This window comes from Mycobacterium sp. SMC-19, assembly GCF_045310815.1.
GTDB lineage: Bacteria > Actinomycetota > Actinomycetes > Mycobacteriales > Mycobacteriaceae > Mycobacterium.
In genome coordinates, this window is record NZ_JBJIAM010000002.1 from 440,656 (window position 1) to 454,884 (window position 14,229).

The following is a 14,229-nucleotide window of genomic DNA, read 5'->3' on the forward strand; positions in this document are numbered from 1 at the left end:
ATGTTCGCCGCGTGCCGAGCCGAGGGCCGCGCCGCACTGATCGGCTATCTGCCCACCGGCTACCCGGATGTGCCGGGTTCCATCGCCGCGCTGACCGCACTGGTCGAATCCGGTTGTGACCTCATCGAAGTCGGCGTGCCCTATTCCGACCCGGGAATGGACGGCCCGACCATTGCACGCGCCACCGAGACCGCCTTGCAGGGCGGGGTACGGGTGCGCGACACGCTGACCGCGGTCGAGGCGATCACCAAGGCCGGTGGGCGTGCCGTGGTGATGACCTACTGGAATCCGGTGCTGCGCTACGGCGTCGACGCGTTCGCCCGCGACCTGGCGTCAGCCGGCGGACTGGGTCTGATCACCCCCGACTTGATCGTCGACGAAGCCGATGACTGGATGGCCGCGTCGCAACAGCATGCGCTGGATCGGATTTTCCTGGTGGCGCCTTCGTCGACGCCGCAGCGGCTGTCCGAGACCGTCAAAGCGACCCGCGGATTCGTCTACGCCGCCTCCACCATGGGCGTCACCGGCGCCCGCAACACGGTGTCGAACGCGGCGCCGGAGCTGGTGGCCAGGGTGCGCGGAGTCTCCGACATCCCCGTCGGCGTGGGGCTGGGCGTGCGATCGGGCGCGCAGGCCGCCGAAATCGGTGCCTACACCGACGGTGTCATCGTCGGTTCGGCGCTGGTCACCGCGCTCGCCGACGGCTTGACCGAGCTGCGGACGTTGACGCGAGAGCTTGCTTCCGGCGTGCGTCAAAGGATTTCAACGCAATGACGTTGGATTGGCTGACCTATTTTCCCAGTCCTGCGCGCGGAGTCTGGCACCTCGGTCCGGTGCCGATTCGGGCCTATGCCTTGTGCATCATCATCGGGATCGTCGCCGCCCTGCTGCTCGGTGATCGCCGGTGGCGGGCCCGTGGCGGAGAGCCGGGCGTCATCTATGACATCGCGTTGTGGGCGGTGCCGTTCGGGCTGATCGGTGGGCGGCTGTATCACCTGATGACCGACTGGCGTACCTACTTCGGTGAGGGCGGCGTCGGATGGGAAGCGACGCCGCGGATCTGGGACGGCGGTCTGGGGATCTGGGGCGCGGTGGCGCTCGGTGGGGTCGGCGCGTGGATCGGCTGCCGCCGCCGCGGGATCTCCCTGCCCGCCTTCGGTGACGCCGTCGCGCCCGGGATCGTGTTGGCCCAGGCGATCGGGCGCATCGGGAACTACTTCAACCAGGAGCTCTACGGCCGGGAGACAACGCTGCCGTGGGGCCTGGAGATCTTCTGGCGCGAGGACGCCGCCGGGGTCCGGGATCCGCACCTGCTCGACGGCGTATCGACCGGCGAGCTCTACAAGATCGTCCAACCCACGTTCTTGTACGAATTGTTGTGGAACCTCGTGGTGTTCCTGGTGTTGATCTACGCCGACCGACGGTTCCGCATGGGGCACGGACGGCTGTTCGCGCTCTACGTCGCGGGCTACTGCATCGGCCGGTTCGGTATCGAGTTGCTGCGCGACGATGCCGCGACCCATATCGCCGGGATCCGGGTCAACTCCTTCACGTCGACGTTCGTCTTCATCGGCGCGGTGGTGTACATCCTGCTCGCGACCAAGGGGCGGGAAGATCCCGAAGCGATCCGTCGAGCATGGCAACCCGAGGGAGTCGACGAGCCGGACGCTGCCGAGGCGGAGCCGCAGGAAGAGCACGACGAGGCCGAGGACGCCGAGCTGGTGGCGGCCGGCGTCTCCAACGGTGTCGGCTCCGTGGTTCGAGTGCCGAAAAGACTTACCGGCGAAGCCGAATCGGCAGATGCGCAGACCGCCGACGAATCCGAGGCGTCCGACGAGGATGAGCCGGAAACGTCCGAGGCGTCCGAGGAGGAAGAGCCGGAAGCCGAGCGGGACACCGACGCTGACGACGAAGCCCCGGCTGAGGACGCGGACGAAACCGGCGAGGCCGTTGAGGACGAGGCCGTTGAGGAAGATGACGCCGAGTTCACCGAAGACCAGCCGGCTCAGGACACTGACAACTCCGAGGAGCCAGAGCTAGTCCAGGAGGACGCAGCCGAGGAGCCCGCCGAGGACGCAGCAGAGCCCGAGCCCGAGCCGGAAGCGGCGGCGGACGACGGCGAAGACGAAGCGGCCGATTCCGAACCGGACAGCGCCGAGAGCGCGGAGTCGGAAGATTCGGAGAACGACGGCGCCGACGACGCCGAACTTCCCGACGATCCCGTTGACGAGGTCGCCGAGGAACCCGAAGCCGTCGAGGCCGAACCGGACGACACCGACGACACCGACGATTCGGACGACGCCGACCAGGACCGATAGCGGACCAGCCGTCGTATCCGGCATTTCTGGCATGCTGCAGACATGACCGATCCGTCGTGGCCTCCAGCAGGTCCGTACGGCCGGTGGCAGCCCTACCCGCCACCGCCGGGCTATCCGGACATGTGGGCGCCCTACGGCCGCCATCCGAGGACGGGACAGCCCTACTCACCGAAGTCGAAAGTCACTGCCGCACTGCTACAGCTGCTGGGGTTCTTCGGATTCCTCGGCTTCGGCCGCATGTACTTGGGCCAAACCGGTCTGGGCTTGGTGCAACTGGCGATCGGTGTACTGGCCACCATCACCACATACGGGCTCGGGATCGTCGTGCCGTTCGTCTGGGGTGTCATCGACGCGATCCTGATACTGAGCGGCCGAGTGCGCGATAAACAGGGCCGACCGCTGCGCGACGTCAGCTGATCAACCGGCGCACCCGTGCGTCACATGGTTTTTCGCTGCCGGCAACCATTCCTGAGGGAGGTAGCTCAGCCGGCCCGACTATGCTGGCGCCGTGAATAGACGCGGAAAGATCGTCTGCACTCTTGGTCCTGCGACCCGCTCCGCGGAGATGGTCCGGGCACTGGTTGACGCGGGCATGGATGTGGCCCGCCTGAACTTCAGTCACGGTGAGCACGCAGACCACCAGGCGTCCTACGAATGGGTGCGCGCCGCCTCGGATGCGACCGGGCGGGCTGTCGGGGTACTCGCCGACCTTCAGGGCCCCAAGATCCGATTGGGGCGTTTCGCCGACGGCCCCACCTACTGGGCCAACGGCGAGACGGTGCGCATCACCGTCGCCGACTGCCCCGGCGACCACGACCGGGTGTCCACCACCTACAAGAAGTTGGCCGCCGACGCCGCCCCGGGAGACCGGGTACTGGTCGACGACGGCAAGGTCGGGCTGGTGGTGGATCACATCGACGGTGACGACGTGGTCTGCACGGTCACCGAGGGTGGCCCGGTCAGCAACCACAAGGGCATGTCACTGCCGGGCATGAACGTCTCCGCACCGGCGCTGTCGGAGAAGGACATCGACGACCTGGAGTTCGCGCTGAAGCTCGGCGTCGACATCGTGGCGCTGTCGTTCGTGCGCTCACCGTCGGACGTGGAGCTGGTGCACGAAGTGATGGACCGGGTCGGCCGACGGGTTCCGGTGGTCGCCAAGATGGAGAAGCCCGAAGCGATCGAGAACCTCGAGGCCGTGGTTCTGGCCTTCGATGCGGTCATGGTGGCCCGCGGTGACCTGGGCGTGGAACTGGCCCTCGAAGAGGTGCCGCTGGTGCAGAAGCGGGTCATCCAGGTGGCCCGCGAGAACGCGCGCCCGGTGATCGTGGCGACTCAGATGCTGGAGTCGATGATCGAGAACTTCCGGCCCACCCGGGCGGAGGCGTCCGACGTGGCCAACGCGGTGCTCGACGGCGCCGACGCGTTGATGCTGTCCGGGGAGACCGCGGTGGGCAAGCACGCCCTTGATGCCGTACGGACCATGGGCCGGATCATCTGCGCGGTGGAGCAGAACTCCACGGCGGCACCGCCGTTGACGCACGTGCCGCGCACCAAGCGCGGCGTCATCTCGTTTGCCGCACGCGAGATCGGTGAACGCCTGGACGCCAAGGCACTGGTGGCGTTCACCCAGTCCGGTGACACCGTGCGGCGGCTGGCCCGGTTGCACACCCCGCTGCCGCTGTTGGCGTTCACCGCACTCCCGGAGATCCGTAGCCAGTTGGCGATGACCTGGGGGACCGAGACGTTCATCGTTCCGCAGGCTGACTCGACCGACGGGATGATCCGCCAGGTGGACAAGGCGCTGCTCGATCTGGGTCGCTACGAGCGCGGTGATCTGATGGTCATCGTCGCGGGGGCTCCGCCGGGAACCACAGGCTCCACCAACATGATTCACGTGCACCGGATCGGGGAGGACGACATCTAGTGTCGTCCGAGCCGAATACGGATCTCGAGGAGCTGCTGGCCGTACTGGATCTCAAGAGTGTTGATGACGATGTCTTCGTCGGATCGCACCCCAGCAAGACGCCCTTGCGCACCTTCGGCGGCCAACTGATGGCACAGTCGTTCGTCGCCGCGAGCCGCACCGTGGCCGCGCACCTACCGCCCGGTGCGCTGTCGGTCCACTTCATCAACGGTGGCGATCCGGCCCGCGACATCGAATTCCGGGTGCACCGACTGCGCGACGAACGCCGATTCGCCAATCGCCGGGTCGACGCGCTGCAGGGTGACACCTTGATCGCCACGTCGATGGTCTCGTACCTGTCCGGGGGGAGCGGGCTGGAACACAGCATTGAGGCGCCCACGGTCGCCGAGCCCGAGACGTTGCCCCGGCTGCGCGAACTGCTCAACGGCTACGAGGAAGTCGTCCCGGGCTTCGTCAAAGCACCGCACCCGATCGAGTGGCGCTACACCAACGACCCGGCCTGGGTGATGCGGGACAAGGGTGGCCAACTGGGCCACAACCGGGTCTGGGTCAAGGCCGGCGGGGTGATCCCCGAGGACCCGGTGCTGCACACCGCGATGATGGTCTACTCGTCGGACACCACGGTGCTCGACTCCATCATCACCACCCACGGGCTGTCCTGGGGCTTCGACCGGATCTTCGCGGCCAGCGCCAACCACACGGTGTGGTTTCACCGGCCGGTGCGGTTCGACGACTGGGTGCTGTATGCGACGTCGTCACCGGTGGCGGCGGACTCCCGCGGGCTGGGCACCGGACACTTCTTCGACCGATCCGGGCAACTGCTGGCCACCGTCACGCAAGAAGGCGTGCTGAAGTACTTCCCGAACTCGAAGCGCTAGGCCGATGGCGGGAAGCTGCTAGGCCACTAGGCCGGCATCAGCGCGGAGTCCGATTCCTCCTGCACCATGGGGGCGTCGGGACCGCTGCCAAAGGTGTTCTCGAAGTGCTCACGGAACCGTTCGGTGCACTGCTGCTGGGCGTCCGTGTCCGATCCGGCTTTGCTCATGCACGCCACGTAGTCGCCGGCGCCGGCGGTCCGCCAGATGCCGACATAGACGAAGATGCAGCCGATACCGGCGATCACCGCCAGCGCACCCAAGACGATCCCGGCGAGAGCGACACCGCCGTTGTCGGCTTCCCCGCGCTTGGCGCGGCCACGCCCGATGATGCCGAGCACGATGGCTGCCAGGCCCAGTCCCACGCCGCCGATCACCGACAACGCGGTCACGATGCCCGCGATCGCAACGATCAGGGCTGCGATGCCCGCACCGTTCCTGAGCGCGGGAGGCGCCGCAGGTGGGGGATAGCCGGGGTACTGCCCGGGCGCCGGATACGGGTACGGATAACCCGGCGGCGGGGGATAGCTGGGACCGGGCGACGGCCAGGATTGCTGAGGCTCAGGCGACAGCGAGGGCATGCCGGACTCGGGCATTGAGCAGACTCCAGATCAGAGCTTCAGGCAGGTGTCAAAACAGGTCAGAACCCAAGGGTACCCGCGACTGGGCGAACAGGCCGCGGACCGTCTGGCGCCGCTACCCGGCCGACAGCGCCGCAGCGACGTCGTGGGATGCGCTCCGAATCTTGAGCGCGGTGACGATCTCGACGATGCCGATGACGATCAGCCAGCTGCCGACGACCAGGGCCAGCACCCACAGCGAGGCGAACGGCGACGCCAGCGTCACCAGACCGGCCAGCAGACTGACGACGCCCATGAAGATCTGCCAACCCCGGCCCGGCAGCGCCGGATCGCTGATGGCCGCCACGGCGGTCGCCACTCCGCGGAAGATGAAGCCGACCGCGACCCAGATGGCCAGCAGCAACACCGCCAGGGCTTCCTCGTCGGAGTTGAAGTGCCGGAAACACAGGACCGCCAGAATCACCGACGCGGTGCCGCTGAGGAACAGCAACACCCGTCCGCCGGCGGACATGACGGGCAGGCTGAAAGCGAAGATCAACTGCGCGATTCCGGTGACGACCAGGTACACGCCGAACAGCACAGCAGCGGCAATGATGGACCGGCCCGGCCAGACCAAGACCAGCACGCCCAAGACGAGGGCCAAGACACCAGAGACCAGTGTCGACTTCCACAGATTCGGCAGCAGGCTTGAAACCGATGTTTCCATGGCCGCAGTCTGGCACAGATACCGCGTTCCGGCCGGGTATTGGATGCCGTTCAGCTACCGGTGATGACCTGCATAGTCTGCCGGGCGTAGATCTCTGCAAGGAACTGTTCTACGGCTACCGCCGTGTGCGCAGCGCGGGGCGAGCCGAAGATGTCGAAAGCGTGCTGCGCCACCGGCAACTCGGCATAGACCACCGGGCTCGTGCTGGCCTCTCGCAGCCGGTCGGCGAACGCGCGGCCCTGTTCCACCGGCACCAACGAATCATTGCGTCCGTGCAGCACGAAAAACGGTGGGGCGTCAGCGGATAGATAGGTCATCGGGGAGGCGTCACGGTAGGTGTCCGGGAAACGCCGCCGGCTCTGCTTGAACACATAGGCCCCCAATGCCGGGGTCAGCAGCGGGTGCAGCCCGGTCTCACCGGTGAAGTCGTAGATCCCGTAGAACGGCACCGCTGCGCGCACGCTGGTGTCGGCGTCGGCGAAACCCGGCTGAAAACGAGGATCGTTCGCGGTCAGCGCGGTCAACGCGCACAGGTGACCACCCGCTGAGCCACCGGTCACCGCGACCCAGTCCGGGTCGCCGCCGTAGTCGGCGATGTGCGCTTTGGTCCACGCCAAAGCCCGCTTGACGTCGATGATGTGGTCTGGCCAGGTGGAACGTGGACTGAGCCGGTAGTTGATCGATACACACACCCAACCGCGTTCCACCAGGTGGGCCATCAGCGGATGCGCTTGGCCGCGTTTGCTTCCCACCATCCAGGCGCCGCCGGGTATCTGCAGCAGAACCGGAGCGCGGCCGTCGCGGGGGAGGTCGCGGTGCCGCCACACATCGAGGGTGTTGCGGCCGCCGTATTCGCCGTAGGGGATGTCGGAGTCGGTGGCGTAGTCCTGGTAGACCCGCATCATCCGCACCACGCCGGGTGCCTTGGCGATTTCCGCGTCGGGGCCCGGCCGCTTCCACAGGTCCCGGCTTTCGGTGCGTCGTCCCGCACCGAGTTCGGCGTCCAGTGCCTCGGTCAGCGGTCTATTGGCGGTACGCCCGGCATAGTTCAGCCCCAACAGGCCCAGCCAGGAGAGCGCCGACAGCAGCCAGCTGGTCCGCCGAGCCCGCGGTGAGAGCCGCCGGCTCACCGCCGCCAACGCCGCGGACTGACCGGCGATCAGCTGCAACGGCAGCTCCGAGGCGAACAGGCCGAACGCGAACGCGTACAGCGACGGATAACCGCGCTTGGTCAGCGGGCGATACCCGTTGACGGTGGTGGCCAGACCGGCCAGCGAACCGAGCACGGCCAAAAGCCTTCGCATTGCGCTCCTCAGCGTTGTGGGACGACCTGATTCGGCACCCTACCGAAGCCGGCCGAACCACCCCGGTCTGTGCGGGTCAGCCCGCTGGGGTCGCCGACAGCGATCGCGGCGCCGGGCCGTGCGACGCCGGGGGACGGGCGTTGACCAGAAACCAGGTGCGCATGACGCCCTTGCCTTTGACGTCGACGTCGCCGCGCTCCTCGAACACGAAGTCATCGTTGAGTCGCTCGTGCACCGTCTGCGGCACCTGGATGCGGTCCTGCGCGCCCGTCGACTCCATCCGGGAGGCGAGGTTCACCGCGTCGCCCCACACGTCGTAGAAGAACCGGCGGTTGCCCACGACTCCGGCCACCACCGGCCCGGTGGCCAGGCCGATCCGCAGCGACACCGGCCGGCCCAGCGGGTCGCGCAGGTCGGCGACGGTCGCCGCGATGTCGAGCGCCAGGCGCGCCAGCGCATGCAGATGATCGGGTCTCGGGTCGGGAACGCCGCTGACCACCATGTAGGAGTCGCCGCTGGTCTTGATCTTCTCCAGACCGTGTTGATCGACGAGCCGATCCAGGTCGCTGTAGAGGTCGTTGAGGAACCCAACCAGCTGGCCGGGGTCGGTCTGACTGGCCCGGCGGGTGAAGTCGGCGATGTCAGCGAACAGCACCGAGGCGTCGGTGTAGCTATCGGCGATCACGTCCACAGCCGGGTTCTTGAGTCGGTCGGCCACCGCGGTGGGCAAGATGTTGGCCAGCAGGGCTTCGGAGCGTTCGTATTCGGCCTCCATCGCCGCTTCGGCCTGGGAGATCTCGCGCAGCGCGAACCAGACCGTGGCGACCACCATGAAGCACGCCGAGACCACCACCAGCACGTAGGAAAAGTTGTGCAGCCACTCGGGTTGGTGCAGGTTGTCGGCCGGGACCAGGAACTGCAGTGCGATGGTCAGCGCCGCACCGATGCCGGCCACGACGGCGGCCAGCTTGATCCGGTCCACGCCCAGAATCAGCACGCTGATCGATGCCGAGGCCAGAAAATAGAACTGGATGCCCGACCCGGTGCCCACCACCCAGCAGACGATGGCGGTCGTCGAGTAGGCGATGGCGACGAAGGCCAGGGGCGCGATGAGTTCGCCGTAGCGGTAGAGCAGCGGGGTCAGGGCCAGCGCGGCGGCGGCGACGAGATTGATCGCGCCGATCCACCAGTAGGCCGGGTCAACCCAGATCTCCAGCAGTCCCCAGCCCGCGCTGATCAGCGCCGCCAGTCCGGCAGACAGCTTGAGGATCCGCAGCCGTTGCGATAGCCGCGCCGCGTAATGCCGGGTACGGGCCGGTATGCAGTGTGTGCGCCGGTAGGGGCTTTGAGCCTCGGCCGGCACCGCGAGGAACCGCTTGACGGACACAAGCGACAGCCTAATCCGGGGAGCAGGGCCGTTGGTGGTTTCACCAGGTCGAGGGCTGCGTCTAGGGTCAGCGCTCATGGTCATGCGTTCCATCGCGCTGTTCGTGTTGGCTGCCATCGCAGAGATCGGCGGGGCCTGGCTGGTGTGGCAGGGAGTGCGGGAGCACCGCGGCCTGCTGTGGGCCGGCGCCGGGGTGATCGCCCTGGGCTTGTACGGCTTCGTGGCCACCCTGCAACCCGACGCCCAATTCGGCCGGATCCTGGCCGCCTACGGCGGGGTGTTCGTCGCCGGTTCGCTGGCGTGGGGCATGGCGTTCGACGGTTTCCGGCCCGACCGTGCCGACGTCCTGGGTGCGCTGATCTGTCTGATCGGGGTGGGCGTGATCATGTATTCGCCGCGCTGACGGGCCTCAGCCGACTGCTTCGATCCCCGAACTTGAGATCACGAAGCCGCGCCCTGATGAATTGACGGTGCAGGTCACCCCGGCGGCTTCCGATTGGCAGGTGAACGGTCCGGCACCCGCGCTCTGGCCAAACGGGAGAATCGGCTGATCGAACGGGGGATTGGACAAGCAATTGACGCTGTCACGGCAAACCGATAACTCCCCGTCGGTATCCATCGATACGTGCTGCGGCGGATTGACCGACATGCAGTAAGCCGCATCGGGCAGTTCTGCTCGCCGGTAATTGATTTCGCAGTTGAACCCGGCCCGCGTCCCGAAAAACGGCACAAACGGCAGGTGGCACGATTCGCAGTCGTCATAACTGGGCTCGCGAGCAAGCTCCTGTAGGGGGTCGCGTTGCAGGAGGTTGCCGCCGATGCCGCCGTCATGGCCAGATGATGCGTCTTCGAATTGCCCGCGAGCCTTGGCCGGCACGTGCTTGGTCTGGTGCGCATGGTTCGACGTCCACACCAGAAAGCCGACCGACACGCCCAACAGCAGCACCAGAACGCTCAGCACCGATTTCCTCAACGGCCCTCCTCGGCTGCCCAGTCGCGGCCCGAGTCTAAGTTCGGCAGTGCCGGTAGGGGGCGACAATGACGAACGGCGCCTGACCGATGCAACCGTAGGGAGGCCGGGAAGCCCCGAGCTGGTCCCGAGCGGCAAGCACCGACGCGCGGCCACATCGTCCGGCGGGCGTCGCTTTCCTCCCGAATATCTGCCTACGGATGTCAACAGTGCTCCCTAGCGGGTAGTGTGCATCCGCACGAATGTCTATGTTTATGACCGAATCGACTCTATTGGAGGTGGAGTGTTCTCTCGAACGGCCATGAGTTTCATTGGCGCAAGCAGCGCAGGAATCGGGATACTGCTCGCCGCGCCGTGCAACGCCGTGCCATCAACCGGTGCACTTCTGGTTCCGGACGACATCACGCCCGGCTACTACTGGGCAAACCCAACGGACTCGACGGGAGGCTACGTCGAGGTTTGTGCCGACTACACCTGCGATATCGGCGGCGGAATGATCGAGAATTACTCAGTCGACGGTCGGACGATGATCCCGATTCCCGACCACGCGAGAATGGTCAACGTCCACTACGCCACGCTGTCACCCGCTGGTGTCTAGAGCATCAGCAGCGGCCTCCAGGTCCGTGAAAACAAAAGGCGGTGGCGCTGCGGCGGTTGTTGTCGCCGCGGCCCTCCTCGCGGGCTGCGGCAGCCAAGCAGAAAGCTCGACCCCGACCGCGACGATCACACAAAGCGTGACCATTACTCAGGCTCCCGTCACGTCCGATTGGGCGGAAACCACGCCAGCTACCAGCAGGCCCGCGCCCGTCGCAATAGAGGTCACGATTCCTGAGGTGCAAGGCCAGAATGCCCGGATTGCGCGTAGGACTCTCGAACAACTCGGCCTTACCGACGTGTCGCTCTCGTCAGCGAATCCCAAATACCAGAACGTGTTCAACGCGGCAAACTGGACAGTTGTAAGCATCGAGCCTCCACCCGGGAGCGTTGTCGACGCTAATGCGCCGGTAATCATGAAGGTATACAAGGACTGACCAATGCGGCCCAACCGCGTCATACCGCCGTTACGCCTCGGCGCCGATTGGGTTGTCGCTCGGAGGAGAAGTCACCTTGTCTCAACTGAGGGGAATTGGATCATGGCGCTGTTTAGCATGAAGACCGACGAGCAGCGCGCAGCAGACGCCGCAAAAAAGGCCGAGGCCGCGTATTGGGCGTCCCCACAAGGCAAGGCCGCACAAGCGTTTGCGCGAGGCGATGAGTTCTTCCAGATCGAGATACCCCACTCATCGGTCACCGGCTTCACCAATGCGGCGTTCAACTCCGCCACCCAGGGAACGATTCGCCGGAAACTGAGCCGAACTGACCTGCTGGGTCAGATCGAAGAGACTGGCTGGCACCTTCTGCACGCCGACTGGGTCTACATCCAGACCGGACAGAACAGCCGCGACAAATTCCTTGCGTCTGGTCAACACGTGGTTGTGACCGGCGAAGTGATCGGCATATACCTGTTCCGGCGCGACGAGAAACGAGTCGACCGCACCACCTCACCAATGACGCCGGAGCCGCGCATCAGCGACCGCGATGACCTCGGAAGATGACAACGTAGTGCTGCTGAAGTGTTTCAAATGCCAATACTCGCAGGACATTCCCGTTGCGCAGCACTCCTTTGTCTGCGAGCCATGCGGCGAGAGGCTCAAGCGGAAGGTCGTCCCGACCTAGAATTGCGCTCCGCGCTTGTGAGCCTTGCGGAACGGAGCCAATCCTGACGTGCCGATATTCATGTCTGTAGCCCGGCTAGCTCGCTTGCCCAGATTTGTAGGCAGGCGCCAACGGTCCTTGATTCCTGCACGAACCCTGCGTTTACGTGAGCCCAGCCTCCACAGCAAAGGCTCCTGCGGACTTTTGGCGCCGAGTGGGTTGGCCGAGTTGAGCTCAAAATCAATCTGACCTGCTACTGGTGGTGCCCTCGGTGAGATTCGAACTCACACTGCACGGGTTTTGAATCCGTTTCCTCTGCCAGTTGGGATACGAGGGCCCAGCGCTGACGCGCGGCTTCCTACCTTAGACGATGCCCCTCGGGGTTGCCCCAGCCGGCAGCCACGACAGAATAGGGGGATGACCGAGCCCACGTCCGACAGCAGCCCACGCCCAGCCCGACGGGTGCTGATCGCCGAGGATGAGGCGCTGATCCGCCTGGATCTCGCCGAGATGCTGCGCGAAGAGGGCTATGAAGTGGTGGGCGAGGCCGGCGACGGACAAGAAGCCGTCGAGCTGGCCGAGCTGCTGCGACCGGACCTGGTGATCCTGGATGTGAAGATGCCGCGCCGCGACGGCATCGACGCGGCCTCGGAGATTGCCGCCAAGCGGATCGCACCGATCGTCATCCTGACCGCGTTCAGCCAGCGCGATCTGGTGGAACGCGCCCGCGACGCCGGGGCGATGGCCTACCTGGTCAAGCCGTTCACCGCCGGTGACCTGGTCCCAGCGATCGAGCTGGCGCTCAGCCGGGCCGACGAGATCACCGCCCTGGAGCGCGAGGTCAGCAACCTGTCCGACCAGCTGGAAACCCGCAAGCTCGTCGAGCGGGCCAAGGGCGTGCTGCAGACCGCGCACGGCTTCACCGAGCCCGAGGCCTTCAAGTGGATTCAGCGCGCGGCGATGGATAAGCGGACCACCATGCGGCAGGTGGCCGAAGTGGTGCTGGAAAACGTCGAGGCCCCGGTCAACCCACCGGCCTGACCGCCGCGCCACCAGCGCAGCTGAGCCCCGTTGCGCTGGTTCAACCAGTACGCTCGATGACGTGCAGCGCAGAATCATGGGCATTGAGACTGAGTTCGGTGTCACCTGCACCTTCCACGGCCATCGGAGGCTGTCGCCCGACGAGGTGGCGCGCTATCTGTTTCGCCGGGTGGTGTCGTGGGGGCGTAGCTCGAATGTGTTCCTGCGCAACGGCGCTCGGTTGTATCTCGATGTCGGCAGCCATCCCGAGTACGCCACCGCCGAGTGCGACAACCTGATTCAGCTGGTCACCCACGACCGGGCCGGTGAACGCGTACTCGAAGACCTGCTGATCGACGCCGAGCAGCGGCTGGCCGATGAGGGCATCGGCGGCGACATCTACTTGTTCAAGAACAACACCGATTCGGCCGGCAACTCCTACGGCTGCCACGAGAACTACCTGATCGTGCGCGCCGGGGAATTCTCCCGGATCTCCGACGTGCTGCTGCCGTTCCTGGTCACCCGCCAGCTGATCTGCGGCGCCGGCAAGGTGCTGCAGACCCCCAAGGCCGCCACGTTCTGCCTGTCCCAGCGCGCCGAGCACATCTGGGAAGGCGTCTCGAGCGCCACCACCCGGTCCCGGCCGATCATCAACACCCGCGACGAACCGCACGCCGACGCCGAGAAGTACCGGCGCCTGCACGTCATCGTCGGCGACTCCAACATGTCCGAGACCTCGACCCTGCTCAAGGTGGGCAGCGCGGCGCTGGTGCTGGAGATGATCGAGGCCGGGGTGTCCTTCCGGGACTTCTCGCTGGACAATCCGATCCGGGCGATCCGCGAGGTCAGCCACGACGTCACCGGTCGGCGGCCGGTGCGCCTGGCCGGCGGCCGGCAGGCCGGTGCCCTGGACATCCAGCGCGAGTACTACGGGCGGGCCGTGGAGTACGTGCAGACCCGGGCCAGCAATCCGCAACTCGAGCAGGTCATCGATTTGTGGGGCCGCCAACTCGACGCCGTCGAAACCCAGGACTTCGCCAAGGTGGACACCGAGATCGACTGGGTGATCAAGCGAAAGCTGTTCCAGCGCTACCAGGATCGCTACAACATGGAGCTGTCCGATCCCAAGATTGCCCAGTTGGACCTGGCCTATCACGACATCAAGCGCGGGCGCGGGGTGTTCGATCTGCTGCAACGTAAAGGCTTGGCCACCCGCATCACCACCGACGAGGACGTCGACGAAGCCGTCGACACCCCGCCGCAGACCACCCGCGCCAAACTGCGCGGCGAATTCATCAGTGCCGCACAGGCAGCCGGCCGTGACTTCACCGTCGACTGGGTGCACCTCAAGCTCAACGACCAGGCCCAGCGCACCGTGCTGTGCAAGGACCCCTTCCGGTCGGTCGACGAGCGGGTCAAGCGCCTGATCGCCAGCATGTAGCGCAC

Annotated in this window: 16 protein-coding genes and 1 tRNA gene; 11 read left to right on the forward strand and 6 right to left on the reverse strand. The window is 66.0% G+C overall.

Going from position 1 to position 14,229, the window contains the following annotated elements; translation table 11 throughout:
- The 5 genes from trpA to ACJH5R_RS06150 all read left to right on the forward strand — a co-directional run bounded on the left by trpA (position 1) and on the right by ACJH5R_RS06150 (position 5,123).
- A complete protein-coding gene (gene trpA / locus ACJH5R_RS06130; protein ID WP_406757253.1) occupies positions 1-774 on the forward strand; it encodes a tryptophan synthase subunit alpha in 774 nt (257 codons plus the stop codon).
- A complete protein-coding gene (lgt, locus tag ACJH5R_RS06135; RefSeq protein ID WP_406756999.1) occupies positions 771-2,318 on the forward strand; it encodes a prolipoprotein diacylglyceryl transferase in 1,548 nt (515 codons plus the stop codon). The genes trpA and lgt overlap by 4 nt, the downstream gene beginning before the upstream one ends.
- 42 nt (positions 2,319-2,360) lie before the next feature.
- Entirely contained in the window at positions 2,361-2,735 is a 375-nt protein-coding gene (locus tag ACJH5R_RS06140; protein ID WP_406757000.1) for an NINE protein, read from the forward strand.
- Positions 2,736-2,826: 91 nt separating this feature from the next.
- The gene (pyk, locus tag ACJH5R_RS06145; RefSeq protein WP_406757001.1) at positions 2,827-4,245 is read left to right on the forward strand and encodes a pyruvate kinase; all 1,419 of its coding nucleotides are present in this window, start codon (positions 2,827-2,829) and stop codon (positions 4,243-4,245) included.
- Complete coding sequence (locus ACJH5R_RS06150; protein WP_406757002.1) at positions 4,245-5,123, forward strand: acyl-CoA thioesterase II; 879 nt, start codon at positions 4,245-4,247, stop codon at positions 5,121-5,123. The genes pyk and ACJH5R_RS06150 overlap by 1 nt, the downstream gene beginning before the upstream one ends.
- Before the next feature lie 26 nt (positions 5,124-5,149).
- On the opposite strand, the gene ACJH5R_RS06155 is transcribed toward ACJH5R_RS06150, so the two are convergent.
- The 4 genes from ACJH5R_RS06155 to ACJH5R_RS06170 form a co-directional block, all read right to left on the reverse strand.
- Positions 5,150-5,716: a DUF4190 domain-containing protein gene (locus ACJH5R_RS06155; RefSeq protein WP_406757003.1), complete on the reverse strand. Its 567-nt coding sequence runs from the start codon at positions 5,714-5,716 to the stop codon at positions 5,150-5,152.
- A gap of 100 nt (positions 5,717-5,816) precedes the next feature.
- On the reverse strand, positions 5,817-6,425 hold the full coding sequence (locus ACJH5R_RS06160) for an HdeD family acid-resistance protein (protein WP_406757254.1): 609 nt from the start codon (positions 6,423-6,425) through the stop codon (positions 5,817-5,819).
- 32 nt (positions 6,426-6,457) lie between these two features.
- A complete protein-coding gene (locus ACJH5R_RS06165; RefSeq protein WP_406757004.1) occupies positions 6,458-7,711 on the reverse strand; it encodes an alpha/beta hydrolase fold domain-containing protein in 1,254 nt (417 codons plus the stop codon).
- A 76-nt stretch (positions 7,712-7,787) separates the two neighbouring features.
- Positions 7,788-9,098: an adenylate/guanylate cyclase domain-containing protein gene (locus tag ACJH5R_RS06170; protein WP_406757005.1), complete on the reverse strand. Its 1,311-nt coding sequence runs from the start codon at positions 9,096-9,098 to the stop codon at positions 7,788-7,790.
- Positions 9,099-9,174: 76 nt separating this feature from the next.
- On the opposite strand from ACJH5R_RS06170, the gene ACJH5R_RS06175 reads away from it, so the two are divergent.
- Positions 9,175-9,501 carry a YnfA family protein gene (locus tag ACJH5R_RS06175; protein ID WP_406757006.1) on the forward strand — a complete coding sequence of 109 codons (327 nt, stop codon included), beginning with the start codon at positions 9,175-9,177 and terminating at the stop codon, positions 9,499-9,501.
- Positions 9,502-9,507: 6 nt separating this feature from the next.
- Here the strand turns inward: ACJH5R_RS06175 and ACJH5R_RS06180 are convergent, their stop codons facing one another.
- Positions 9,508-10,071, reverse strand: a complete 564-nt coding sequence (locus ACJH5R_RS06180) for a hypothetical protein (protein ID WP_406757007.1) — start codon at positions 10,069-10,071, stop codon at positions 9,508-9,510.
- 298 nt (positions 10,072-10,369) lie between these two features.
- Here ACJH5R_RS06180 and ACJH5R_RS06185 point away from each other — a divergent pair, with 298 nt between their 5' ends.
- From ACJH5R_RS06185 to ACJH5R_RS06195, 3 genes are all read left to right on the forward strand, one after another.
- A complete protein-coding gene (locus tag ACJH5R_RS06185; RefSeq protein WP_406781495.1) occupies positions 10,370-10,666 on the forward strand; it encodes a hypothetical protein in 297 nt (98 codons plus the stop codon).
- 25 nt (positions 10,667-10,691) lie between these two features.
- On the forward strand, positions 10,692-11,099 hold the full coding sequence (locus ACJH5R_RS06190; protein WP_406757009.1) for a PASTA domain-containing protein: 408 nt from the start codon (positions 10,692-10,694) through the stop codon (positions 11,097-11,099).
- A 102-nt stretch (positions 11,100-11,201) separates the two neighbouring features.
- Positions 11,202-11,663: a hypothetical protein gene (locus tag ACJH5R_RS06195; protein ID WP_406757010.1), complete on the forward strand. Its 462-nt coding sequence runs from the start codon at positions 11,202-11,204 to the stop codon at positions 11,661-11,663.
- 360 nt (positions 11,664-12,023) lie between these two features.
- Here ACJH5R_RS06195 and ACJH5R_RS06200 read toward each other — a convergent pair.
- Positions 12,024-12,100, reverse strand: a tRNA-Leu gene (locus ACJH5R_RS06200).
- Between the two features lie 80 nt (positions 12,101-12,180).
- Here ACJH5R_RS06200 and ACJH5R_RS06205 point away from each other — a divergent pair.
- Both ACJH5R_RS06205 and pafA read left to right on the forward strand, forming a co-directional pair.
- Positions 12,181-12,804, forward strand: a complete 624-nt coding sequence (locus ACJH5R_RS06205; RefSeq protein ID WP_406757011.1) for an ANTAR domain-containing response regulator — start codon at positions 12,181-12,183, stop codon at positions 12,802-12,804.
- A 61-nt stretch (positions 12,805-12,865) separates the two neighbouring features.
- The gene (gene pafA, locus ACJH5R_RS06210) at positions 12,866-14,224 is read left to right on the forward strand and encodes a Pup--protein ligase (RefSeq protein ID WP_406757012.1); all 1,359 of its coding nucleotides are present in this window, start codon (positions 12,866-12,868) and stop codon (positions 14,222-14,224) included.
- Positions 14,225-14,229: the final 5 nt, after the last annotated feature.